This is a genomic window from Streptomyces lienomycini, assembly GCF_027947595.1.
Lineage (GTDB): Bacteria > Actinomycetota > Actinomycetes > Streptomycetales > Streptomycetaceae > Streptomyces > Streptomyces lienomycini.
Window position 1 is genome coordinate 5,962,711 of record NZ_CP116257.1, and the last position, 24,490, is coordinate 5,987,200.

General features: G+C 74.2%; 19 protein-coding genes, 2 pseudogenes and 1 riboswitch. Of the genes and pseudogenes, 10 read left to right on the forward strand and 11 right to left on the reverse strand.

The genetic code is table 11. From position 1 onward, the window contains the following. Positions 1-16: 16 nt before the first annotated feature. From ftsI to rsmH, 3 genes and pseudogenes are all read right to left on the reverse strand, one after another. Positions 17-1,980, reverse strand: a pseudogene (gene ftsI, locus BJ961_RS27200) (cell division protein FtsI). After that, on the reverse strand, positions 1,977-2,540 hold the full coding sequence (locus BJ961_RS27205; protein ID WP_271415425.1) for a septum formation initiator family protein: 564 nt from the start codon (positions 2,538-2,540) through the stop codon (positions 1,977-1,979). Before BJ961_RS27205 ends, ftsI begins: the two are co-directional and overlap by 4 nt. Positions 2,541-2,619: 79 nt before the next feature. Next, positions 2,620-3,576 carry a 16S rRNA (cytosine(1402)-N(4))-methyltransferase RsmH gene (gene rsmH / locus BJ961_RS27210; protein WP_271415426.1) on the reverse strand — a complete coding sequence of 319 codons (957 nt, stop codon included), beginning with the start codon at positions 3,574-3,576 and terminating at the stop codon, positions 2,620-2,622. A 427-nt stretch (positions 3,577-4,003) separates the two neighbouring features. Here rsmH and BJ961_RS27215 point away from each other — a divergent pair, with 427 nt between their 5' ends. From BJ961_RS27215 to BJ961_RS27230, 4 genes are all read left to right on the forward strand, one after another. Then, a complete protein-coding gene (locus BJ961_RS27215; protein WP_271415427.1) occupies positions 4,004-4,552 on the forward strand; it encodes a beta-class carbonic anhydrase in 549 nt (182 codons plus the stop codon). Between the two features lie 266 nt (positions 4,553-4,818). Beyond that, complete coding sequence (locus BJ961_RS27220; protein ID WP_381159784.1) at positions 4,819-5,892, forward strand: AAA family ATPase; 1,074 nt, start codon at positions 4,819-4,821, stop codon at positions 5,890-5,892. Then, positions 5,892-7,256, forward strand: coding sequence for a DUF58 domain-containing protein (locus tag BJ961_RS27225; RefSeq protein ID WP_271415428.1), 1,365 nt, complete (start codon positions 5,892-5,894; stop codon positions 7,254-7,256). The genes BJ961_RS27220 and BJ961_RS27225 overlap by 1 nt, the downstream gene beginning before the upstream one ends. Positions 7,257-7,440: 184 nt before the next feature. Next, positions 7,441-9,831 carry a transglutaminase family protein gene (locus BJ961_RS27230; RefSeq protein ID WP_271415429.1) on the forward strand — a complete coding sequence of 797 codons (2,391 nt, stop codon included), beginning with the start codon at positions 7,441-7,443 and terminating at the stop codon, positions 9,829-9,831. Between the two features lie 397 nt (positions 9,832-10,228). Here BJ961_RS27230 and BJ961_RS27235 read toward each other — a convergent pair whose 3' ends face one another. The 3 genes from BJ961_RS27235 to BJ961_RS27245 all read right to left on the reverse strand — a co-directional run bounded on the left by BJ961_RS27235 (position 10,229) and on the right by BJ961_RS27245 (position 12,494). Next, a complete protein-coding gene (locus BJ961_RS27235) occupies positions 10,229-10,636 on the reverse strand; it encodes a spore wall synthesis complex protein (protein WP_271415430.1) in 408 nt (135 codons plus the stop codon). Between the two features lie 279 nt (positions 10,637-10,915). Next, positions 10,916-11,743, reverse strand: a complete 828-nt coding sequence (locus BJ961_RS27240; protein WP_271415431.1) for a methyltransferase — start codon at positions 11,741-11,743, stop codon at positions 10,916-10,918. A gap of 151 nt (positions 11,744-11,894) precedes the next feature. After that, positions 11,895-12,494: an SAV_6107 family HEPN domain-containing protein gene (locus BJ961_RS27245; RefSeq protein ID WP_271415432.1), complete on the reverse strand. Its 600-nt coding sequence runs from the start codon at positions 12,492-12,494 to the stop codon at positions 11,895-11,897. 185 nt (positions 12,495-12,679) lie between these two features. Here BJ961_RS27245 and BJ961_RS27250 point away from each other — a divergent pair, with 185 nt between their 5' ends. Both BJ961_RS27250 and BJ961_RS27255 read left to right on the forward strand, forming a co-directional pair. Beyond that, entirely contained in the window at positions 12,680-13,309 is a 630-nt protein-coding gene (locus tag BJ961_RS27250) for a TetR/AcrR family transcriptional regulator (protein ID WP_271415433.1), read from the forward strand. Between the two features lie 482 nt (positions 13,310-13,791). Then, entirely contained in the window at positions 13,792-15,312 is a 1,521-nt protein-coding gene (locus BJ961_RS27255; RefSeq protein ID WP_271415434.1) for a phytoene desaturase family protein, read from the forward strand. Positions 15,313-15,360: 48 nt separating this feature from the next. Here BJ961_RS27255 and BJ961_RS27260 read toward each other — a convergent pair whose 3' ends face one another. The 5 genes from BJ961_RS27260 to BJ961_RS27280 all read right to left on the reverse strand — a co-directional run bounded on the left by BJ961_RS27260 (position 15,361) and on the right by BJ961_RS27280 (position 19,972). Continuing rightward, positions 15,361-16,362, reverse strand: a complete 1,002-nt coding sequence (locus BJ961_RS27260; protein WP_271415435.1) for an SCO2102 family sporulation regulator — start codon at positions 16,360-16,362, stop codon at positions 15,361-15,363. Between the two features lie 56 nt (positions 16,363-16,418). After that, positions 16,419-17,342, reverse strand: coding sequence for a methylenetetrahydrofolate reductase [NAD(P)H] (gene metF / locus BJ961_RS27265; RefSeq protein WP_271415436.1), 924 nt, complete (start codon positions 17,340-17,342; stop codon positions 16,419-16,421). 162 nt (positions 17,343-17,504) lie between these two features. Continuing rightward, entirely contained in the window at positions 17,505-18,164 is a 660-nt protein-coding gene (gene thiE, locus BJ961_RS27270) for a thiamine phosphate synthase (RefSeq protein ID WP_271415437.1), read from the reverse strand. Positions 18,165-18,290: 126 nt separating this feature from the next. After that, positions 18,291-18,656, reverse strand: a complete 366-nt coding sequence (locus BJ961_RS27275; protein WP_271415438.1) for an Rv2175c family DNA-binding protein — start codon at positions 18,654-18,656, stop codon at positions 18,291-18,293. A gap of 41 nt (positions 18,657-18,697) precedes the next feature. Continuing rightward, a complete protein-coding gene (locus tag BJ961_RS27280; RefSeq protein ID WP_271415439.1) occupies positions 18,698-19,972 on the reverse strand; it encodes an NAD(P)/FAD-dependent oxidoreductase in 1,275 nt (424 codons plus the stop codon). 121 nt (positions 19,973-20,093) lie between these two features. Next, positions 20,094-20,205: riboswitch (TPP riboswitch) on the forward strand. On the opposite strand from BJ961_RS27280, the gene thiO reads away from it, so the two are divergent. The 4 genes and pseudogenes from thiO (at position 20,203) to pknB (ending at position 24,468) form a co-directional block, all read left to right on the forward strand. Further along, positions 20,203-21,441, forward strand: coding sequence for a glycine oxidase ThiO (gene thiO / locus BJ961_RS27285; protein WP_271415440.1), 1,239 nt, complete (start codon positions 20,203-20,205; stop codon positions 21,439-21,441). It overlaps the preceding riboswitch by 3 nt. Before the next feature lie 5 nt (positions 21,442-21,446). Continuing rightward, entirely contained in the window at positions 21,447-21,647 is a 201-nt protein-coding gene (thiS, locus tag BJ961_RS27290; protein ID WP_271417182.1) for a sulfur carrier protein ThiS, read from the forward strand. Between the two features lie 2 nt (positions 21,648-21,649). Then, positions 21,650-22,447, forward strand: a complete 798-nt coding sequence (locus tag BJ961_RS27295; protein ID WP_271415441.1) for a thiazole synthase — start codon at positions 21,650-21,652, stop codon at positions 22,445-22,447. A 99-nt stretch (positions 22,448-22,546) separates the two neighbouring features. Then, positions 22,547-24,468, forward strand: a pseudogene (gene pknB, locus BJ961_RS27300) (Stk1 family PASTA domain-containing Ser/Thr kinase). Positions 24,469-24,490: the final 22 nt, after the last annotated feature.

Sequence of the window (24,490 nt, forward strand, 5' to 3'; positions counted from 1 at the left end):
GTGCGGGCGGGGCGGCTCAGGGCTTGAAGGTGACCGGGAGGTTCGCGGGGGCGGCCCCGGTCGGCGGGACCTGAAGGGTCTTCAGGGCGAACTCCATGACCTGCTTGTAGATGGGGCCGCAGATCTGGCCGCCGAAGTAGCTGCCCTCGGTGGCGTTCTGGATGGCGCAGTAGACGGTGACGCGGGGCTTGTCGGCGGGGGCGAAACCGGCGAACGACGAGGTGTAGCCGTGGTACTTGCCGGTGGCCGGATCCACCCGGTTGGCCGTGCCCGTCTTGCCCGCCACCCGGTAGCCGGGGATGCGGGCCTTGGTGCCGGTGCCCTCCTCGTCGTCGACGACGGATTCCAGCATCCGGGCGAGTGTCTTCGCGGTCTTCTCGCTGGTCACCCGGGTCTTCTTGGGCTCGGGGGCCGGTGTGAAGCGTCCGTCGGCGCCCTTGGTGCCGCGCACCAGCGTGGGTTCGACGCGGACGCCGCCGTTGGCGACGGTCGAGTAGATGGAGGCCGCCTGGAGCGCGTTCACGGAGACGCCCTGGCCGAAAGGGATCGTGTACTGCTGCGAGGTCGACCACTGGTCGGGCGGCGCGAGGATGCCCTTGGTCTCGCCGGGGAAGCCGAGGCCGCTGTAGCCGCCGAGGCCGAACTTGCGCAGGTAGGAGTAGAGCACCTTGTTGGCCTCGGCCTGGGTCTTGCCCAGCTCGCCGGTGGCCATGATGGTGCCGATGTTGCTGGACTTGGCGAGCACGCCGTTGAGCGTGAGGTACCAGGTCGGGTGGTCGATGTCGTCCTTGAAGAGCCGGTCGCCGCGCTTGAGCCGGTTGGGGACGGTGATGCGGGTGCCCGGCGTGGCGGCGTTCTCCTCCAGCACGGCCGCCATCGACAGCACCTTGGCGGTGGAGCCCGGTTCGAAGGCGTCCTGGAGGGCGGCGTTGCCGAGCGCGGCGGGGTCGGCGTGGGCGAGGTCGCCCGGGTCGAAGCTCGGGGCGTTGGCCATGGCGAGGATCTCGCCGGTCTCCGTGTCCTGGACGATGACGTAGCCGCCGTCCGCCTTGGACTTCTCCACCTGCTCGCTGATGGCGTGCTGCGCGGCCCACTGGATGTCGCGGTCGATGGTCAGCTCGACGTCGCTGCCGGGCACGGCGGGCGTCTCGGTCGAACCGGCGGTGGGCACCTGGCGCCCGCCCGACTGCGCGTAGCGGATCCTGCCGTCCTCGCCGGCCAGGGTCTTGTCCAGCTTCCGCTCCAGGCCGCCGCCGCCCTTGCCGTCGGCGCCGACCCAGCCGAGGATGCCGGCGGCGAGGTCGCCGCCCGGGTACACCCGCTTGCTGCTGGGGTCGGCGAAGACGCCCGCGAGGACGTTGACGACGGACTTGTCCGTCTCCGCCTTCGTGACGAGCGCGCTCTTCAGGTCCTTGATCTGGTTCCAGACCTGGGGGGTCTGCCGTCGCGCGAGGCGGACGTAGCGCAGTTCCCCGTTCTTCGGCCGGAGCCGGTCGACGAGGTCCTGCTGGTCCTCGCCGAGGATCGGCGCGAGGAGCGCCGCCGCCTGCTCGGGTCCGTCGCCGACCTTCAGCTGCTCGCGGGTGAACATCGTGGGGTCGGCGGTGATGTCGTAGGAGTCCACGGTGCTCGCGAGGGCGACGCCGTTGCGGTCGGTGATGCCGCCGCGTTCGGCGGGCAGGGTGTGCACGACGTAGCGGTTCTGCTCGGCCTTCGCGGAGTAGGTGCCGGCGTCGACGGCCTGCACCTGGAGGAGCCGTACGACGAAGGCGGCCAGCACCAGGGTCAGCGCGAGGCCGATCATGCGCAGGCGCGGGCGCGGGCTGCCCAGCCGGATGGCGCGGGCCGCGGGCGCGGCGGTCCCGGCCTGCGGGCGGGCCGGGCACCGGGTCCGGGCTGTCGCCGCCCGCCGGGGCGGACGGGCCTCGCGGGTCCTGGCACCCGGCGGCGCGGCGGTTCCCTGTCGGACACTTCCGTCACCTGCCGGGAGTCGGGGTCGGGGTGGGCGTCGCCGCTGGGGTGGGGGTGGCGGCTGTGCTGGGTGTGGCCGCGGGGGTGGACGTGGGGGCGGGGCCGGCGGGCTCGGTGTACGGGGACGGGGCGGCCGCGGACGCGTCGCCGGACGTCGCGGTCAGCGCCTCGGGCGCGAGGACCAGCGGGGTGGCCGCGGCGGGCGCGGGGCTGGGCGAGCCCTTGACGGTGCCGTCGGGGTCGAGGAAGGCGGGGTCGCCGCCGGGCACCATGCCCAGCTCGCGGGCGCGGCGCTGGAGGGCCCGGGGGGCGGAGTAGGCGTCGATGTCCCGCTGGAGGGCCTGCTCCTCGTCGGTCAGCTCCTTGGTCTGCTGCTTCAGGTCGTCCAGCTGGAAGGAGCCCTCGCTCAGGGCGGAGTTCAGCACCAGGAGCCCGATGAGGCCGCCGCCGAGCAGGACGACGACGAGGAGGACGAAGGGCGCCCGGGCGGCCTGGCCGCGGGGGCCGCCCGTGGGAAGGAGCCGGGCGAGGCGGGCCGCCCTGCCCTTCAGTTCGGGTTTCCTGCTCACGCGCCCTCCCCCCGGCCCGGGTGGGCCGTCCGCACCCGTGTCTGGCCTGCCCTCACTCGGTTCACCCGAGGGACCCTCCTCACCCGACGGACTCCCTGATGCGCTCGGCGCCGCGCAGCCGCGCCGGTGCCGCCCGCCGGTTCTCGGCGATCTCCTCCTCGGTGGGAAGTTCGGCACCGCGGGTGAGCAGCTTGAGCCGGGGTGCGTAGCGTTCGGGGACCACGGGCAGGCCGGGCGGCGCGGTGTTGGCTGCGCCGGCCGCGAGGACCTGCTTGACCAGCCGGTCCTCCAGTGACTGGTAGGACAGTACGGCGATCCGCCCGCCGACGGCGAGCGCTTCGACGGCGGCCGGGATCGCCCGCTCCAGCACGGACAGCTCGCCGTTGACCTCGATGCGCAGGGCCTGGAAGGTGCGCTTGGCCGGGTTGCCGCCGGTGCGCTTGGCCGCCTGCGGCAGCGCCGCCCGGATCAGCTCCACGAGGCGCGCGCTGTTGGTGAACGGCTCCTTCTCGCGCTCGCGCACGACGGCGGACACGATCCGCTTGGCCTGCTTCTCCTCGCCGTACGCCCGCAGGATGCGGACGAGTTCGCCGGGCGGGTAGGTGTTGAGCACCTCGGCGGCGCTCATGCCGGTGCTCTGGTCCATCCGCATGTCGAGCGGGGCGTCCTGGGCGTAGGCGAAGCCGCGGTCGGCCTCGTCGAGCTGCATGGAGGAGACGCCGAGGTCGAAGAGCACGCCCTGGACGCGGGGGACGCCGAGCCGGTCGAGCACCTCGGGCAGCTCGTCGTAGACGGCGTGGACGAGGGTGGCGCGCTCGCCGTGGGGGGCGAGCCGCTCGCCGGACAGGCGCAGCGCCTCCTTGTCGCGGTCGAGGGCGACGAGCCGGGCCTCGGGGAAGCGTTCGAGGAGCGCCTCGCTGTGCCCGCCGAGTCCCAGCGTGCAGTCGACGACCACGGCTCCCGGCTCCTGGAGGGCGGGCGCCAGCAGGTCCAGGCACCGCTGGAGCATCACCGGGACGTGTCGACTCTGGCTCAAGTGGGGCGGCCTCTCAGGTCCGGCACGGCGTCACGCACTGCCGGGTCCCCTCCCGCTCGCATCCGAAGGGGAGGCCTGCCGGCGCCAAAAGCGTCGGCCGGCCGGGAGCGGGAGGAGGCCGAGCCGTACGTACGCGCCGCGCACGTGGGGAGATCTGGCGGGACGTCGCCCAGGTCTCCGGGGAATTCAGTCCAGCAGGGAGGACCACGCCTCCCGCTTCGCGTCACTTTAGTCCACCGTGTCGCCCGGTCAATCAACCGGCCTGCGCGTCGCGGACGCGGCGCCCGCAAACCGGCATGGCACGGCATTTCACCCGTACGGCTGCATACGCACCGCCCTGTGGGTTGGCTCACAACAAGCCTCGATGACGTTCTTTGTCCCGCTTCACAGCGGGCCACGGGCGGGGACGGCCAGTAACGTCATGGCTATGACGACTTCCGCATCGGTACCCACAGGCCCGGAATCCACCGTCGAGGGCGGCCACACCGTCACCGACCGACTCGTCGAGGCGAACGGACGCTACGCCGCGGCCTTCGCCGACCCCGGGATGGACGCCCGCCCCGTACAGCGCGTCGCCGTCGTGGCCTGCATGGACGCACGCATCGACCTGCACGCGGCGCTCGGTCTGGAACTCGGTGACTGTCACACGATCCGCAACGCGGGCGGTGTCGTCACCGACGACGTGATCCGCTCCCTGACGATCAGCCAGCGGGCACTCGGCACCCGCAGCGTGGCCCTCATCCACCACACCAACTGCGGCATGGAGTCCATCACCGAGGACTTCCGGCACGATCTGGAGCTGGAGGTCGGCCAGCGCCCCGCGTGGGCGGTGGAGGCCTTCCGGGACGCCGACCAGGACGTGCGGCAGTCGATCGAGCGGGTGCGCACCTCTCCGTTCCTGCTGCACACGGAGGACGTGCGCGGTTTCGTCTTCGACGTGAAGACGGGTCTGCTGCGCGAGGTCGACCCCGCCTGATCGGGTCGAACCCGGTGGCCCACCCCGAGGCTCCCGCCGGACAAGCGCCGCAAAGGCCGCAAGGGCCGACATGTCGCGGCCAGTTGTCCACAGGCGAGTGACACGAATCGGTAACGGCGGCAAGAATGCGGGAAGTGGTGTCGCACGGAACTTTTTCCGGGCGGTGTCCGTGATTCGGGGTGGACCGGTCCGCGGTGCGGGGCCGGCCCGGCAAGTTGGGGTACCCCCGCTTCCCAGGAAGTGCGGGGAAAGGCCGAGGAGGGCCGGTGACGACCTATGACGATCAGGCGAGCCGTGGAGGCGCCGCCGCGCGGGCGTACGGAAGCGTGGGGGATGATCTGACCGCTGTGGTCGAGCGGGTCCGCGCATCGGTCGAAGAGGTGATCGAGGGCAAGCCCGAGGTCGTGCGGCTCTCGTTGACCGTGCTGCTCGCCGAGGGGCATCTGCTGATCGAGGACGTTCCGGGGGTCGGCAAGACCATGCTGGCCAAGGCGCTGGCGCGGTCCATCGACTGTTCCGTGCGCCGCATCCAGTTCACGCCCGACCTGCTGCCCTCGGACATCACCGGGGTGTCGATCTGGGACCAGCAGCGCCGTGACTTCGAGTTCAAGCCGGGCGCGATCTTCGCCCAGGTCGTCATCGGCGACGAGATCAACCGCGCTTCGCCCAAGACGCAGTCGGCGCTGCTCGAGTCGATGGAGGAGCGCCAGGTCACCATCGACGGCCAGACCTACGAGCTGCCCAGCCCCTTCATGGTGGTGGCGACGCAGAACCCGGTCGAGATGGAGGGCACCTATCCGCTGCCGGAGGCCCAGCGCGACCGCTTCATGGCCCGGGTCTCCATCGGCTACCCCAGCGCCGAGGCCGAGTTGCAGATGCTCGACGTGCACGGCGGCGTCAATCCGCTGGACGACCTGCAGCCGGTGGCGCACACGCACGACATCCTGAAGCTGATCGAGGCGGTCCGCGGCGTCCACGTGGCGGACCCGATCCGGCGGTACGCCGTGGACCTGGTCTCCGCCACGCGCACCCACCCGGACCTCAGACTCGGCGCCTCACCGCGTGCCACGCTGCACCTGCTGCGCGCGGCGAAGGCGTCCGCGGCCCTGAGCGGCCGGGACTACGCGCTGCCGGACGACGTGCAGGCCCTCGCGGTCGCCGTCCTGGCGCACCGCCTGCTGCCGACCGCGCAGGCCCAGCTGGGCCGCCGTACCGCGGAGCAGGTCGTCCAGGAGATCCTGCAGCGCACCCCGGTGCCCGCGGCGCCCCAGCAGCAGACGGGCCTCGGCATGGGCCGCGGCACCTCGGCGTACGGTCAGCAACCGCCGCGGAGGCTGTGATGGACGCCGGGGGGACGGACCGGTCCGAGGACGACCGGGGCGAGCACGGCGGCATCCGGACCGCCCTGGCCGGCCTGACCACCCGGGGGCGTTCCTTCCTGGCCGCCGGCATCGCGGCCGCGGTCTGCGCCTATGTCCTCGGACAGGGCGATCTGCTGCGTGTCGGGCTGCTCCTCGGTGTGCTGCCCCTGGTGTGCGCGGCCGTGCTCCACCGGACGCGCTACCGCGTCGCGGGCAGTCGCCGGCTCGCCCCCGGCCGGGTGCCGGCCGGCAGCGAGGCCAGGGTCCATCTGCGCGTCGACAACGTCTCCCGGCTGCCCACCGGTCTGCTGATGCTCCAGGACCGGGTGCCCTACGTGCTCGGCCCGCGGCCCCGTTTCGTGCTCGACCGGGTGGAGCCGGGCGGGCGGCGGGAGGTGTCCTACCGGGTCCGTTCGGACCTGCGCGGCCGCTATCCGCTGGGGCCGCTCCAGTTGCGCCTGACCGACCCGTTCGGCCTGTGCGAGCTGACCCGGTCCTTCTCGGCGCACGACACCCTGACCGTGATCCCGCGCGTGGAAGCACTGCCGCCGGTACGGCTGAGCGGCGAGGCGAAGGGGTACGGCGAGGGCAGGCAGCGCTCGCTCGCCCTGGCCGGCGACGACGACGTGATCCCGCGCGGGTACCGTCACGGCGACGACCTGCGCCGCGTGCACTGGCGCTCCACCGCGCGGTACGGCGAGCTGATGGTGCGGCGCGAGGAGCAGCCGCAGCGCGCCCGCTGCACGGTGTTCCTGGACACCCGGGTCGTGGCCTACGAGGGCGCGGGCCCCGACTCGGCCTTCGAATGGGCGGTGTCGGGCGCGGCGTCGGTGCTGGTGCACATGCTGGAGCGGGGTTTCTCCGTCCGGCTGCTCACCGACACCGGGGACTCGGTGCCGGGCGAGGGTGCCGACGGTTTCGCGGGCGCGAGCCAGGGGACGGCCGACTCGGCCGGGCTGATGATGGACGCCCTCGCCGTGATCGACCACTCGGACGGACTGGGCCTGTCCTCGGCCTACGACATGCTGCGGGGCGGCACCGAGGGGCTGCTGGTGGCGTTCTTCGGCGACCTGGACGAGGAGCAGGCGACGGTGGCCGCCAAGATGCGGCAGCGCAGCGGAGCCGCCGTCGCCTTCGTCCTGGACAGTGAGACCTGGGCGCGGGAACCGACCGACGTGCCGGGCCCGTTGGACACGGGCGGGGAGCGTCTGCGGATGCTGCGCGAGTCGGGCTGGACCGCGGTGGCCGTCCCCCGGGGCGCGACCGTGGAGGAGCTGTGGCGGCTGGCGGACCGCGAGCGCACCACTGTCACGACGGCGACCGGCACACCGGGGGCGCGATGAACGGGCGGGCGCGGCCTCAGCGGTGCGCAGGGGCGGGCGGACGGGGCCGGGACGCGGACGTGAGCGGACCGGCACGGTTGGGGACGCGGGCGGGCACGACGGGGTTCGCCGGCCCGTACGGGCGACCGGGCGGCCCCGAGGGTGGCGCCGGCGCCACCGCGGCCGCCGGGCGGGGAGGGGTGCGATGAGCGGGCGGGCGCGGTTGGCCCTGTGTGCGTGGGCGGCGACGTTGGCGGCGGCGTGCGCGTTGCTGCCGCTGGTCGATCCGGCCACCTGGATCCTGCAGGCGGCAGTCCTGCTCGCGGTGCAGTCCGGGGTGGGCGCGGTGGCGCGGCGGGTACCGCTGGCCCGGCCGCTGACCATCGCCGTCCAGGCCCTGGTCACCCTGATGCTGCTGACCCTGGTCTTCGCCCGTCGGCAGGCGCTCGCCGGGCTGGTCCCCGGCCCGCAGGCCTTCCAGCACTTCGCCGACCTGTTGCGACAGGGCGGCGACGACATCGCCCGGTACGCGATCCCGGCGCCGCTCGAGTCCGACGGCATCCGGTTGATGCTGGTCGGCGGGGTCCTGGTGGTGGGTCTGCTGGTGGACACCCTCGCGGTGACCTTCCGCAGTGCCGCCCCGGCCGGCCTGCCGCTGCTCGCGCTGTACTCGGTGGCCGCGGGGCTGTCCGAGGGCGGCGCCGAGTGGCTGTGGTTCCTGGTCGCGGCGGCCGGCTATCTGACGCTGCTGCTGGCCGAGGGACGCGACCGGCTCTCGCAGTGGGGCCGGGTCTTCGGCGGTGCGCCCCGCGCCCTGGGCGGGGAGCAGGGCGGTGCGGTCGCCCCGGTCCGTACGGGACGGCGTATCGGCGCCTTCGCGCTGGGCATCGCCCTGGTGGTGCCGCTCGCGCTGCCCGCGATGGACGGCGGGCTCCTTGACAACGCCAGGACGGGCGGCGGCTCCGGCACAGGGGGCGGCGGCACGATCTCCGCGGTGAATCCGCTGGTGTCCCTGCGGGACAGCCTCAACGTCAACGAGGACCGGCAGGTCCTGTCCGTCCAGACCGACTCCGAGGACCTCTCCGACCTCTACCTGCGCATCGTGTCCCTGGACGACTTCGACGGCACCACCTGGAAGCCGTCCAAGCGGCACATCACCGCCGTGCCGGAGGGCACGTTCCCGACCCCGGCCGGGCTGGGCCCCGACATCCGGCGCACGGAGACCCGGACGCTCGTCTCGGCCGCGGACTGGTACGCGCAGGACTGGCTGCCGATGCCGTACCCGCCCAGCGGTGTGCGGGTGGCGGGCAACTGGCGCTACGAACCCGTCGGCATGACCCTGGTGGGCGACCACGGCCAGAACACGCGTGGGCTGAAGTACGAGGTGCGGAGCCTGAACGTGCAGCCGACGGCGGAGCAGCTCGCCGCGGCACCACGGCCGTCGGCGGCGCTCAGGCGCGAGTACACCGAGCTGCCGGACTCGCTGCCCGAGGTGGTCCGCCGGACCGCCCGCGAGGTCACCGCCGGTGCGGCGAACCCGTACGAGCAGGCGGTCGAGCTCCAGGAGTACTTCGCGGTGAACGGGGGCTTCGAGTACGACACCCAGGTCAAGGTCGGCAGCGGCTCGGACGCGATCGCCCGGTTCCTGAAGGACAAGGAGGGCTTCTGCGTCCACTTCTCCTTCGCCATGGCGGTGATGGCCCGTTCCCTGGACATTCCGGCCAGGGTCGCGGTCGGTTTCGCGCCGGGCTCCCCGCAGGCGGACGGTTCGGTGTCGGTGGGGCTGAGGGACGCGCACGCGTGGCCCGAGGTGTACTTCGAGGGCGTCGGCTGGACCCGCTTCGAACCGACGCCGACGCGCGGCTCGGCCCCGGCCTACACCATCCCGGACGCGCCGGGCAGTTCGGTACCGGATCCGGCTCTGCCGTCGCAGGACGCGGAGACCGAGCCGTCGGCGGCGCCGTCGACGAGCGAGACCTGCTCGGCGCAGGACAAGAAGCTGGACGCCTGCGACTCGGAGACCGCGGCGGCGCTGCCCGTCACGGGCGGCGACGGACCGAAGTGGTACGCGGCGGCGGCCTGGGCCCTGGCCGGTCTGGTCGTCCTGCTGATCCTGCTGGCACCGATGCTGTGGCGGCTGCGCACCCGGGCGGTGCGGCTGGGCGCGCACGGCCGCACGGAGGCGGACGCCGGCCCGCACACCCTGGCGGTCTGGCAGGAACTGAACGACACGGCGTGGGACCTCGGCATCCTGCCGGAACAGTCGCAGACGCCTCGCGGGGCGGCCCTCCGCATCGTCCGGCTCGGGCAGCTCGACCCGGCGGCCACGGCTGCGGTGCACCGGGTGGCCGACGCCGTGGAGCAGGTCCTCTACGCGCCCCGCCCGCGCCTGACGGCGGGGCTGACGGAGGACGTCCGGCGGGCGAGCGCGGGCCTGCGGGGCACGGCCGGGCGGGGCACCCTGCTGCGCGCACGGTTCGCCCCGCGTTCGGCCGTACGGGTGACCTGGGCGGTGTCGGACCGCTGGACCGCCCTGAGGCGGCGGGCCGCGGCGGCCCGGCCGGCCTGGCGGAGGGCATCGGGGCAGCAGGGCTGAAACGGCGACCGGGGGCACGGCCACGCGAGTGAGTACGGTGGCCCGCCCCCGGGGGAGCCATCCGGGCGGCACGGTCGCGGGTGGGAGCCGTCCCGGGCAGGAGCCGTCCCGGACGGGAGCGGATCGACCGCGGCTCTCCCGACTCGCGACGGGCGTCTCGCGCCAGGGCTCTTGCGGCCGGGCATCTCACGTACGGAGTGCCCCGTGCGGAGGCGCCCCGTGCGGGCACTTGCCGCGCGCCGGAACCGCGGCCGGCGGGCACGGCCATGCGAGTGAGCGGCCGGGGCGGCCGGGGTCGGGGCGGGCAGCGGGGCGCATGCGTACGCGTGAGGGGGTGACCACCGTCCGGGTGGTCACCCCCTCACGCGCATGTCCTGGTGAGCGGTTGCTTCGGGCGCTACTGGCCGCCCTGCTGCTCATCCCTGCGGCGCTGCCACCGCTCGTCGATGCGATCCATCATGGAGCGTCTCTGTCGTCCTTGGCGGCGCGCTGCCTGCGGACCGGCACCGGCCGCCTGCTGCTGCTCGCCCGGTTTGGGGGCCTTGCGCCAGCCGGTCACGGCGAGAACCGCGCAGCCCAGCATCACGAGGAAGCCCACCACACTGAGCCACACCTGCTGGGCGACCATACCGGCCATGAGGAGCGCAATACCTACAAGGAAGCCCGCGACCGCCTGGTAGACCCGTCGCCGGGTGTACGTACGCAGCCCGCTTCCCTCGAGCGCTGTCGCGAACTTGGGATCTTCGGCGTACAGCGCTCGCTCCATCTGCTCGAGCATGCGCTGCTCGTGCTCCGAGAGCGGCACGGAGTCCTCCTCATCGTGCAGTCGCCGGGGCGACCCGGGGGGGGTCCCTTCAGGATAGGCAGGGAATCGCCCCCGTGAAACCCGCCCCTCTGCGCCAATTGGCCAACCGGACTCCGTCATGGCCGTGCCGGCTCGCTGAAGTTCCCATTCCCCAGCGGCCGACCCGTCATGCCGGGCGGTCTCCCTCGATCATACGGCGACTGGCCCCCGTTCGGGGGGCCTGTGGCGTACTCCATCTGCAGTCGCGCCCCTGATCAGCGCCGTACATCACCTCGCGACTCAGGTCGCGTCGGCCTCTCCGGTCTCACCGAGCACGTGGAGCTGGGTGGCGACCGAGTGGAACGCGGCGAGTTCGGCCGCCGCGGCCTCCAGCCTGAGCAGGGCGTCCATGGCGCCCGGCTCGGTGTCCACCAGCACGCCGGGAACGAGGTCGGCGAAGACCCGGACTCCGTGCACGGCGCCGATCCGCAGCCCGGCGGCCTCGACCAGCCCGGTGAGCTGCTCGGCGGTGAACCGGCGCGGCACGGGGTCTGCGGCGCCCCAGCGGCCCTCCGGGTCGGCCAGGGCCTGCCGGGCCTCGGTGAAGTGGCCGGCGAGGGCGCGTGCGAGCACGGCGCCTCCGAGGCCCGCCGCGAGCAGGCTCAGGACGCCTTCGGGGCGCAGGGCGGCCACCACGTTGCGGACGCCCTCCGCGGGGTCGTCCACGTACTCCAGTACGCCGTGGCACAGCACCACGTCGTAGCCGCCGCGCTCGACCACGTCGAAGAGGCCGCGGGCGTCGCCCTGGACGCCCCGCACGCGGTCGGCGACCTCGGCCTCGGCGGCGCGGCGCTCCAGGGCGAACAGGGCGTTGGGGCTCGGGTCCACCACGGTGACGCGGTGGCCGAGGCCGGCCACGGGCACCGCGAAGTTGCCGCTGCCGCCACCGGTGTCGAGGACGTCCAGCGCCTGGCGGCCCGTGGCCCTGGCCCGGCGGTCGAGGGCGTCCTGGAGGACGTCCCAGACCACGGCGGTGCGCAGGGCGGCCCGGGAACGGGAGGGCTCGGAGCGCGGAGCCGCCGTCTGCGGTCGGGATGGGGAGGCGGGCGGGCGCATCGGATCCGACACGGCAGTTGACTCCTCGGCGCGGCACCGCCTCGGACACGGGCGGAGCGAACGGGCTGCCGCCCCCGGCCGGTGCGGGAAGGGGGAGGCTTCAGGCGTCTCCCACCCTATGGCCTCCGCCCTGTTGCCTCCGCCGCGCCCGCCGGGCAGCCGCTCATCCCGCGTCCGGCAGGCGCCGGCCCGCTCCCGGCGCCGTACCGGTGCCGGGAGCGGTGCCGGGGTACTCCGGACCGGGTGGGTCCGCGTCGGGGCGGGGCGGGGGCAGGACCGGCTGGAGGACCAGCATCCGCTCCACGAGGCGCAGGAACATCGCCACGTCGCGTATCAGGTCGTCCGCCTCGCGGCGGCCCGCCGCGCCCTGGATGCCCGCCTCGGCCCGCGCCCGCCGCCGCGCGCCGGAGGCGAACAGCGCGCTCCAGTCGGACAGCTCGGGCGCGATCTCGGGGAGTACCTCCCAGGCGCTGCGGATGCGGGCCCGGGCCCGCGGGGTGGTCTCCGGGCGGCCCCGCGCGGCCAGCACGGCGGCGGCGGTGCGCAGGGCGGCGAGGTGGGCCGTCGCGTAGCGCTCGTTGGGCGTTTCCAGGACGGTGGCCTCCTCCAGTCCGGCCCGGGCCTGGGCGAGCAGGTCGAGGGCGGCGGGTGGGGCGGTCGTCCGGCGGAGCACGGGATGCACGTCGCTCGCCGGTCCGGTCAGTGAGGGTGCAGGGCCGGACGCGCGGTGCCGCCGGGCGGCGGCTGCGGACGAGTGGGCCATGACGATCCTCCTGTCGTCTCCGTGACGGCACGTCCTGGCAGGAGGTGCCGTATGTGCCCATCGTGAGGTATGGCACTGACAATCCGTTCTGACCTGGACTTTTCATTCGAGCGGGAGTTCGGGGCGGTCGCTCGCGCGGCCCCTGCGGTGGGGGCGGGGCGCGGAGTGCTGTGAGAATCGGGACCATGGAAAGCAGCAGCACCGCCCCGCAGGGCGGCAGCCGTCGCGAGGCCACTCGGCAGAAGCTCTACGAGGCGGCGGTCACCCTCATCGCCGAGCAGGGCTTCTCCGCCACCACGGTGGACGAGATCGCCGAGCGGGCCGGGGTCGCGAAGGGCACGGTCTACTACAACTTCGCCAGCAAGTCCGTCCTCTTCGAGGAGTTGCTGCGGCACGGTGTGGGCCTGCTGACCGCCTCGTTGCGCGAGGCCGCCGAGCGGACGGCCCGGGACGGCCGCGGCCGGGTCGACGCCCTGGACGCGATGATCCGCGCGGGGCTCGTCTTCATCGACCGCTATCCGGCCTTCACCCAGCTGTACGTGGCCGAGCTGTGGCGCACCAACCGGGCGTGGCAGTCCACGCTGCTGGTGGTCCGGCAGGAAGCCCTGGCGGTGGTGGAGGACGTGCTGCGCGAGGGCGTGGCGGGCGGTGAGTTCAGCGAGGAGATCGACGTGCCGCTGACGGCCGCCGCGCTGGTCGGCATGGTCCTGGTGGCCGCGCTGGACTGGAAGTCGTTCCAGCCGGAGCGCTCCCTCGACGAGGTGCACGCCGCGCTGTCGCGGCTGCTCCAGGGCCGCGTGAGCGGCCGCCCCTGACCCCGGGACGAAGAACGCCGGTCCGCGGTGGCCGCGTCCCCCGCGGGCCGCCGTCGGACCGGCGTCTTCTCCTGCTCCCCCGTACGTCCCCGCGTCGGGGCGTCCGTCGCCGGTCGTCCCTCCGGGCTCCCCCGTACTCGCTCCCGCCGACCTCGGCCGGCGGAAGGAGCGGATCGCGGGCCCGGCTCCGTTCCGGCGCCCCGTGCCGCCGGTACCGGAGCCGTGCCCCTCTCCGTGTCTCCACTCTCTCGTTCCCGCAGGTCGCGGCCCATCCGCGCGCGTACTCATCTACCGACCTGAGTACGGGTACTCAGCCCTGTGTGTCCCGGCTCACGGCGGTGCGTCGCCGACCGGTCACGCGCGCGTGCGTCGTGGTACCTAGGGTCCGGCGAAACCCGGCCGCCGGTGCCCCGCCTCCGCGCACGGCCTCCGTGCCCGGCCCTCGGGCCGGGCTGTCGGTGGCGGCGGATAAAGTCCCTGGCATGGCACGGATTGCGGTGATCGGCGCCGGGATGGGCGCGATGGCGGCCGCCGCCCGGCTGGCCGTCGCGGGCCACCGGGTGGTGGTGCACGAGCGGACGGGGACGTACGGCGGAGCCCTCGGCCGCTTCGAGCGGGACGGATTCTCCTTCGACACCGGCCCCGGTCTGCTGCCGCTGCCCGCGGTCTGGCGCGATCTGTTCGTGAAGACCGGCAAGGAGCCGCTGGAGTCCCTCGTCGAGCTGGTCCAGGTCGACCCGTCGTCCCGGCACGTGTTCGCGGACGGCACGGAGGTGTCGCTGCCGAACGCCTCACGCGCGGGTGTCGTCGCCGCCCTGGACGCGGCGCTCGGCCCGTCCGCCGGGCAGCGCTGGGGCGACTTCCTGGTGCGGGCCCGGGAGACCTGGGACCGGACGCGCCGCCCGCTCCTGGAGGAGCCACTGTGGCCGAACTGGGAGGTGCTCGCCGAGCGCGAGCCCTATCCGTCGGTCCCGCACAAGCGGCTGCTGCGCACCCGCCGGGCCGGCACGCTCGCCGAGGTCGGCGCCTGGGAGCTGCGCGATGCCCGCCTCGCCGCCCTGCTGGACGGCCACGCGCTCGCGTACGGCCTGGATCCCCGCACCGCCCCGGCGAACGCCGCCGTGCTGCCGTACATGGAGTACGCGTTCGGTGTGTGGTACGTGCGCGGCGGCGGCCTGCGGGAGCTGGCGCGGGCGGTGTACGAGCGGTGCCTGGCCCGCCGGGTCGAGTTCCGCTTCGGGTCCGAGATCGCGGGGATCGTCGAGAAGGACGGCCGGGTGGTGGGCGTGGAGTCGGCCGAAGGGGCCGTGACGGAGGCCGAGTTCGTGGTCTCCGGCGTCGCGCCGGGCGTGCTGGACCGCCTCCGCGGTGGTGCGCCGGTGCGGGACGGGGGCGAGGTGGGGCCGCAGCGCGGTGGGGCGAGCCGGCTGACGGTGCTGCTGGCGTTGCGGGGCGGCCGTCCGCAGGGCACGGTGCACCGGACGGTGGTTCACGCGCGGGACGCGCGGGCCGAGTCGGACAGCCTGTTCGGCGCCGCCTCCGGGACGGCCGCGGAGCCGACGGTCACCGTCCTTCGGCCCGACGACCCGGCGCTGGTCCCGGACGCGGAGCACGAGGCGGTCACGCTCTCGGCGGCGGTGCCCGCGCTGGGCGGCGGGCCGGACCGGGACACGACCGAGGCGTTCGCCCAGCGCGCCGAGCGGCTGATCGACGTCGCCGGGCGTGCGGTGCCGGGCCTGCGCGACCGTCTGCTGTGGCACGAGGTGCGCACTCCGGCCGATGTCGCCGCGGACACGGGTGCGGCGGACGGCGTTGTTCCGGCCCCGGCTCTGGCCGGGGCCTCCGGGCGGCTGCTGCACCCGGCCAACGGCACCCGCACGGCCGGTCTGTTCACGGTCGGCGGCTGGTCGCACCCCGGCGGTGGGCTCCCGCACGCGGGCATGTCGGGCGCGCTGGTCGCCGGACTCGTGGTGGAGGGACCGGAGTTCCGCGGCTCCCGGTGAGCGGCCCCGGGGCGGACACCGGGCCGCCCCAGGGCTCCGGACGGCTCGTCAGTAGCGGTACTGCTCGTCGTAGCCCTGCCCCTGACTCTGGCCCTGGTTCTGGCCGTTGCCCTGGTAGGGGTACGACTGGTCCGGCGGGAGTTCGCCGCCGTAGGGGTCGTCGGTGCTGCGCTGCTGCGGCACCCACACGCCGCCGGCCGGGGTCTCACCGCCGTAGCCGCCGGAAGCGCCGGCGGTGTACTGGTCCTGCTGCCCGTAGCCCTGCTGGCCGTACTGCTGGCCGCCGCTCGTGTCGTAGCCGCCGGTGTCGTACGCGCCGCCGCCGTAGGTGTGGGTGCCGATGTACGGGTCGGAGTAGGCGGCGTACTGCTGCTGCCCGCCGGTGTCGTAGCCGTACTCCTGCTGTCCGTACCCCGAGTAGTCGTAGGCGTAGGCCTGGTCGGCGCCCGGCGTGCTCGGCGGTGTCTGCTGCCGGCCGGCGGCGTGACCGGAGTCGGCGTACACGCCGTACGAGCCGGTGTCGTCCGGCATGGGCTGCGGTTCGTAGATGGCGGTGGTCTCCGCGGCCGCGGGGTCGCCGGCAGGGCGGGCCGGGGTGAAGACGTCGTCCCGGTCGTAGTCGTCGTGGCCGTACGCCGGGCCGTCCTGGCCGGGGGCGTGGCCGGGCAGGCGCTCGCCGCCGTCGTAGCCGTCGCCGTGCTCCTGGCCGCCCTCGGCGGACTCGAACCCGGAGACCTCCAACGTCGGTTCCCGGCGGCCCCGTTCGGGACGTCGGCGTTTGCCGACCAGGCTCGCGGGCGCGTTGACCGCCCAGCCGGCCTCGAAGCCGCGGCGGAACGACAGGGTGACGTAGGTCTGGCCGACCGCGAAGGCGGCGGCGCCGACACCGATCACGAGCACGTTCGACATCAGCACACCGGCCACGACTCCGACGAAGCCGCCGAAGGCGAGCAGCCGCCAGCGCAGCCGCGCCTTGTACTGCAGCAGCACCTCGCCGAGCAGCCACAGCGCGACGACGCCGAACGCGATGTAGAGGACCGTCCAGCCCATGTACGCCCCTCTCCCAGTGGCCGTTACGCAGTGTGTCGCAAATACGTGCGGCCGGTCTAGGCCCGCGGTGGGTGGTGCAGGCCCAGGTTCTCGTAGATTTCCAGCGTCGCCGTGGAGTTGTTCAGCGTGATGAAGTGCAGTCCGGGCACACCCTCGGCCAGCAGCCGCGCGCAGAACTCCGTGGCGAACTCGATGCCAATGGAGCGTACAGCCGCCGGATCGTCCTTCGCTGCGAGGATGCGCTCTTTCAGCTCCGCCGGGAACGAGGCATTGCTGAGCTTGGGCAACCTCTCCAACATCTTCACACTGGTCACCGGCATGACCTCCGGAATGACCGGGGTCCGGCAGCCGGCCGCGGCGACCCGGTCGCGCAGGCGCAGATAGGACTCGGGGTGGAAGAACATCTGGGTGATCGCGTAGTCGGCGCCGGCCCGGCACTTGTCGACGAAGCGCGTCACGTCGGTGTCCCAGTCGGCGGAGCGCGGGTGCATCTCGGGGAAGGCCGCGACGCCGACGCAGAAGTCGCCCGACTCCTTGATGAGCCGGACCAGTTCGGCGGCGTAGGTCAGGCCCTCGGGGTGCGCGATCCAGTCGGCGTTCGGGTCGCCGGGCGGGTCGCCGCGCACGGCCAGCATGTTGCGGATCCCGGCGTCGGCGTACTGGCCGATGATGTTGCGCAGCTCGGCGACGGAGTGGTCGACGGCGGTGAGGTGGGCGACGGGGGTCAGGGTGGTGTCGGCGACGATCTGCTCGGTCTCCCGGACCGTGCCCGCGCGCGTGGAACCGCCGGCGCCGTAGGTGACGGAGACGAAGTCCGGGGCCACGGCCTCGACCCGCCTGAGCGCGCTCCACAGGTTCTTCTCGCCCTTGGGCGTCTTCGGCGCCGAGAACTCGAACGAGTACGTCGTCTTGCCGGTGGCGAGGATGTCACGCACCGTGCGGGCGCGATCAGTCCTCGTGCTTGCGGTTCCGAGGGCCATATGGGCAGGTTAGCCAGGGGTGGGCGGTCCCCCAACCGGATGCGGGATATTTGTCCGCATTGTCGATTTGTTGTCCACCTTTTGGACACATGCCCCCGGCATCCGCCCCCTCCGCGCCCGCACCCTTCCGGAGAACGGCTCACGCCGTCCCGGAGAACGGACTCACGCCTCCCCGAGGCGCTTGGCGAACTCCGCCGCCGCCGCGCCCGGGTCGTCCGCGGCGGTGAGGGCACGGACGACCACGACGCGCCGGGCACCCGCCTCGAGCACCTGGTCCAGGTTGCCCAGGTCGATGCCGCCGATCGCGAACCAGGGGCGGTCGGTGCCCAGGGCGGCGGTGCGGCGGACCAGGCCGAGGCCCGGCGCGTGGCGGCCGGGCTTGGTGGGGGTCGGCCAGCACGGGCCGGTGCAGAAGTAGTCCACGCCGGCCTGGACGGCGGCCGCGGCGGCCTCGGACTCGGCGTGCGTGGAGCGGCCGATGAGCACGTCCTCGCCGACGATCGCCCGGGCGGCGGGCACCGGGAGGTCGCCCTGCCCGAGGTGCAGCACGTCGGCTCGGGCGGCGTGCGCGACGTCCGCGCGGTCGTTGACCGCGAGGAGCTTGCCGTGGCGGGCGCAGGCGTCGGCGAAGACCTCCAGGTGCTCCAGCTCCTCGGCCGCCTCCATGCCCTTGTCGCGCAACTGCACGATGTCGACGCCGCCGGCCAGCACGGCGTCCAGGAACTCGGGCAGGTCGCCCTGGCTCCGGCGGGCGTCCGTGCACAGGTAGAGCCGGGCGTCGGCGAGCCGGGCGCGGGCGGTGGTCGGAGCGGTGTCGGGCATGCGGGTGTCCCCCCGGGTCGGTGGCGCGGGCCGGTGGCGGGCCGCGCGGGTCCGGCGTGCGGGCCGGGGGCCGGACGGTCCTCGGGAGGCCGGGGCCGCGGCTCGCACGCCGGGTGGTGTGGTGGGTCAGACGGCGAGCGCCTGGGCGCGGCGCTTCACCTCCGTACCGCGATTCTCACTCAGGGCCTGGGCGGGGGTGCCGGGCAGGCTCGGGTCGGGGGTGAAGAGCCACTCCAGCATCTCCTCGGACGAGAAGCCGTCGTCCCGCAGCAGCGTCAGGGTTCCGACCAGGCCCTTGACGACCTTGTCCTCGTCGATGAAGGCCGCGGGGATGTGCAGCGCGCGGTTCTCGCCGCGGCGTACGGCGATGAGCTGGCCTTCCTTGATCAGCTGGCGTACACGGGTCACCTCGACGCCGAGCATCTCGGCGATGTCGGGAACGGTGAGCCAGTCAGGCACGAGGGCCTCGGTCTTTGCGTCGATCTCGGTCACGCCACAAGCCTGCCATCTGGCACTGACAGCCGGAAGCCGGACTACGCCGCGGCCGCCTTCAGCGGCCTCGCCGGATCGGCCAGCAGTGCGGGGTCCATCGCCGTACCCGCCTGGATCAGGCGTTTGCCCTGTGCCAGGTCCCGCGGGCGGCCCACGGCCAGCAGGGCGACCAGGCGGCCCTCGCGCAGCCAGCAGACCGTCCAGGCCGGGCTCGACGGGTCGCCGCGCCACAGGGTGGTGTCGGCGGCCGTGTGGTGACCGGCGTACTGGACGAAGCGGCCGAACTGCTCGGACCAGAAGTACGGCACGGGATCGTAGGGTGCGGCGGTCTCGCCGCCGGGGGCGTCGACGATGTCCGCGGCGACCGTGCGCGGGCCCTGGAGGGCGTTGTCCCAGTGGTGCACCAGGAGCCGCTCGCCGTAGCGGGCGGAGGGGAAGGACGCGCAGTCGCCGACCGCGTGGACGTCCGGGACGGAGGCGCGCAGGCGGTCGTCGGCCAGGACCTCGCCGTGCGCGCCGAGGGCGATCCCGGAGCCGGCGAGCCAGCCGGTGGCCGGGCGGGCTCCGATGCCGACGACGACCGCGCCGGCGGGCAGCCGGGTGCCGTCGTCGAGGACGACCCGGCCGGGCTCGCCGGGACCGCCGGGCTCGACGCGCCGCACGCGCGCGCGGGTGCGCAGTTCGGCGCCCGCGTCGGCGTACCAGGCGGTCATCGGGGCGGCGACCTCGGCGGGCAGCACGTCGGCGAGGGGCCGGTCGGCGGCCTCCACCACGGTCACCGCGCAGCCCGCCTCGCGTGCGGCGGTGGCGAACTCGGCGCCGATCCAGCCCGCGCCGACGACCACGACGTCGTGCTGCCGGGCGAGCACCGGGCGCAGCCGTTCGGCGTCGTCCAGGGTGCGCAGCAGGTGCACGCCGGGCACGCCGTCGGAGCCGGGGAGCCGGACCGGTTCGGCGCCGGTCGCGAGGACGAGGGCGTCGTAGGGCACGGGTCCCCCGGAGGTGTCCAGGACGTGCGCGCCGGGGTCGACGCCGAGCGCCTCGCAGCCCAGCCGCAGGGTGATGCCGAGCTCATCGAAGTCGACGTCGAAGGCGGAGCCGTCCGCGGTGCCGAGCAGGACGGCCTTGGACAGCGGGGGGCGGTCGTACGGTTGGTGCGGTTCGGCGCCGATCAGGGTCACGTTGCCGGTGAAGCCCTGTTCCCGCAGGGCGACCGCGGTCTGCACGCCCGCCATCCCGGCGCCCACCACGACCACCCGGCGCTCCGCGTCCGGCGCCGCCGGCCCCTGTCCCCGTTCCCGCGTCTGCTCGCTCACCCGATCACCATAGACACCCGGCGTCCCGCCGGTCGGCGCGCGTCCACGGTGGGCTGTCCGGCCCCGCCCCACGCGGAGGCTCCCTTACAGGTACCGGTCCCCGCGGGCTAGGCTGGCCGCGCAAGGCACTCGCGGGAGCCCGGACGCACCGGGCTGAGAGGGAGGCTGGCGGCCTCCGACCGTACGAACCTGATCCGGGTCATGCCGGCGAAGGGAGGGGCTGGACGCCCATGTCGTCTCCACCGCACACGCCTCGTACCCCGGGTACGTCGCCTCCGTCCCGTACGCCCGACGTCCTCGTCGTCGGCGGGGGGATCGTCGGGCTGGTCACGGCCTGGCGGGCCGCTCAGCGCGGGCTGGTCACGGCGGTCGTGGACCCCGGGCCGGGCGGCGGGGCGGCCCAGGTGGCGGCCGGGATGCTGGCCGCCGTCACGGAGCTGCACCACGGCGAGCAGACGCTGCTCGCGCTGAACCTCGCCTCGGCCCGCCGCTACCCGGAGTTCGCCGCCGAGCTGACCGAGCTGACCGGCCAGGACCTCGGTTACCGCAGTTGCGGCACGCTCGCGGTCGCGCTGGACGCCGACGACCGCGCCCACCTGCGTGAGCTGCACGCCCTCCAGCAGCGCTCAGGCCTGGAGTCGGAGTGGCTGTCGGGGCGCGAGTGCCGGCGTCTGGAGCCGATGCTCGCGCCGGGCGTGCGCGGAGGGCTCCGGGTGGACGGCGACCACCAGATCGACCCCCGTCGCCTCGCCCGCGCGCTGGTGGCCGCCTGCGAACGCGCGGGGGTGGTCTTCCACCGGGTGTGGGCCGAGCGGCTCACCGTCGGGCGCGGGGACCGGGCCACGGGCGTCGTCACCGCCGACGGCACAACGCTGGCGGCCGGGCAGGTGGTGCTGGCCGGGGGCAGCCTGAGCGGACGCCTGCGCGGCGTGCCGGAGGCCGTGCTGCCGCCGGTGCGGCCCGTGAAGGGGCAGGTGCTGCGGCTGACCATGCCGCGGACGCACGGGCCGCTGCTGAACCGGACCGTGCGCGCCGTGGTGCGCGGCAGCCACGTCTACCTGGTGCCCCGGGAGAGCGGCGAGCTGGTCGTCGGCGCCACCAGCGAGGAGCTGGGCTGGGACACGACGGTCACCGCGGGCGGCGTCTACGAGCTGCTGCGCGACGCCCACGAGCTGGTCCCCGGCATCACGGAGCTGCCCCTGACGGAGACCCGCGCGGGTCTGCGCCCGGGCTCCCCGGACAACGCCCCGCTGCTCGGCCCGACCGCCCTGGACGGACTGCTGCTGGCCACCGGCCACTACCGCAACGGCGTGCTGCTCACCCCGGTCACCGGCGACGTCATGGCGCACGCCCTGACCACCGGGGAGCTGCCGGACGAGGCCCGCCCCTTCACCCCCCGGCGCTTCGGCGCCGGGCCCGCACTCCCGGAACTCCCGGCATCCTCGGAACTCTCGGAGCAGCCCGTATGAGCCCTGTGCGCATCTCCGTCAACGGCGAGCCCCGCGAGGTGGCTCCCGGCACCGCCCTGGACGCGCTGGTGGGCACGCTCACCGCGGCGCCGTCCGGAGTGGCCGCTGCCCTGAACGAGACCGTCGTCCCGCGCGCGCGGTGGTCCGCCACCGCCCTGGCCGACGGCGACCGCGTCGAGGTCCTCACCGCTGTCCAAGGAGGCTGACCATGGCCGACGATCCCTTCGTCCTCGGCGGTACGTCGTACGGCTCCCGCCTCATCATGGGTACGGGCGGGGCGCCCAGCCTCGACGTGCTGGAGCGCGCGCTGGTGGCCTCCGGGACGGAGCTGACGACCGTCGCGATGCGGCGGGTGAACGCCTCGGTGCACGGGTCCGTGCTGTCGGTGCTGGACCGGCTGGGCGTCCGGGTGCTGCCGAACACGGCCGGCTGCTTCACCGCCGGGGAGGCCGTCCTGACCGCGCGGCTGGCGCGCGAGGCGCTCGGCACGGACCTGGTGAAGCTGGAGGTCGTCGCCGACGAGCGCACGCTGCTGCCGGACCCGGTCGAGTTGCTGGACGCCGCGGAGGCGCTGGTCGACGACGGGTTCACGGTGCTGCCGTACACCAACGACGACCCGGTGCTCGCGCGGAAGCTGGAGGACGTCGGGTGCGCGGCGATCATGCCGCTGGGCTCGCCGATCGGGTCCGGGCTGGGAATCCGCAACCCGCACAACTTCCAGCTGATCGTGGAGCACGCGCGCGTGCCGGTGATCCTGGACGCGGGGGCCGGTACGGCGTCGGACGTGGCGATGGCGATGGAGTTGGGGTGCGCGGGCGTGATGCTGGCGTCGGCGGTGACGCGGGCGCGGGAGCCGGTGCTCATGGCCGAGGGCATGCGGTTCGCTGTGGAGGCGGGGCGGCTGGCACGGCGGGCCGGGCGGATCCCCCGGCGGCACTTCGCCGAGGCGTCCTCTCCCGCGGAGGGCCTGGCGGACCTGGATCCGGAGCGGCCCGCCTTCGGGTGACGGCGGGCACGTGTCGCCCACGTCACAGGTCCGCCTCAGTCCCGCCCCGATTCCGGGCAGCGACGCGGGGTGTCGGTGGTGGCTCGTACACTCACCTGCGTGGACACGACCCTTCAGGACCCTCTCGTCGGGCAGGTGCTCGACGGCCGGTACCGCGTCGAGGCGCGGATCGCGGTCGGCGGGATGGCCACGGTCTACCGGGCCGTGGACACCCGCCTGGACCGCGTGCTCGCGCTGAAGGTGATGCACCCGGCGCTGGCGACGGACGCGACCTTCGTCGAGCGGTTCATCCGCGAGGCGAAGTCGGTGGCGCGGCTCGACCACCCCAATGTCGTCCAGGTTTTCGACCAGGGGGCCGAGGGGGCGTACGTCTACCTCGCCATGGAGTACGTCGCGGGCTGCACCCTGCGGGACGTGCTGCGCGAGCGGGGGGCGCTGCGGCCGCGGGCCGCGCTGGACATCCTGGAGTCGGTGCTGGCCGCGCTGGGCGCCGCGCACCGGGCGGGGTTCGTGCACCGGGACATGAAGCCGGAGAACGTCCTCATAGGGGACGACGGCCGGGTCAAGGTCGCCGACTTCGGCCTGGTCCGGGCCGTGGACACCGTCACCAGCACCACGGGTGCCGTTCTCGGCACCGTCTCCTACCTGGCGCCCGAGCAGATCGAGCACGGCACCGCCGACCCCAGGGTCGACGTGTACGCGTGCGGCGTCCTGCTCCACGAGATGCTGACCGGCGCCAAGCCCCACGACGGGGACTCGCCCGCGGCGGTGCTCTACAAGCACCTCCACGAGGACGTGCCGCCGCCGTCGGCCGCGGTGCCGGGGATGGCGTACGAGCTGGACGAGCTGGTCGCCTCGGCGACCGCCCGCAACCCGGAGATCCGGCCGCACGACGCCGTGGCGCTGCTGGCGCGGGCCCGTGAGGCGCGTGAGGCGCTGAGCGCGGACCAGCTGGACGCGGTGCCGCCGCAGGCCCTCGCCGCGGAGCACGACAACGCCGAGGACCGTACGAGCGTCATCCCGCGCGCGCTGACCTCCCCCACCGGCGCGGACGGCGGGTCCGGCGCGGACGGGGTCGACCGCACCAGCCGGCTGGCGGCTCCCCGCCCGCCCCGGCCCGGTCCCGCCTGCCCCGGCCGCGGCGCGGTCCGCTGGCGGTCGTCGTGGCCGTGCTGCTGGTGCTCGGCGTCGGCACGGGCATCTGGTACATCAACTCGGGCCAGTTCACGAAGGTGCCGCCGCTGCTGTCCAAGACCGAGGCGCAGGCCCGCGACCGGCTGGACGACGCCGGTCTCGACGTCGGCAAGGTGCGGCACGCGTACAGCGACACCGTCGAGCGCGGCAAGGTCATCAGCACCGATCCCGGGGTGGGCGACCGCATCCGGAAGAACGACTCGGTGTCGCTCACGGTCTCCGACGGCCCCGACACCGTGAAGCTGACGGACGTGACGGGCTACAAGCTGGACCGGGCGCGGGGGCTGCTGAAGGACGACGGGCTGGAGCCGGGGATGGTGACGCGGGCCTTCAGCGACGAGGTGGCCAGGGGTTTCGTGATCTCCACCAAGCCCAAGGCGGGCACCACGGTGCGCGCGGGCTCGGCGGTCGCGCTCGTCGTCAGCAAGGGCAGTCCGATCGACGTCCCGGACGTCACCGGGGACGACCTGGAGGACGCCAGGGCGGAGCTGACGGACGCCGGCCTGAAGGTGAAGGTCGCCGACGAGCGGGTGAACTCCGAGTACGACAGCGGCAAGGTGGCCCGGCAGGCGCCGGACCCGGGCGGCCGGGCCGCCGAGGGCGACACGGTCACGCTCACGGTGTCCAAGGGCCCCCGCATGATCGAGGTCCCGGACGTGGTCGGCGACCGTGTGGACGACGCCAGGCGGAAGCTGGAGGACGCGGGCTTCGAGGTGGACGAGGAGCGCGGTCTGCTGGGGCTGTTCGGCGACACGGTCAAGGACCAGTCGGTGGACGGCGGCGACACGGCTCCCGAGGGGTCCACCGTCAAGATCACCATCAGGTGAGGGGCACCGTCCGCCGCATGAC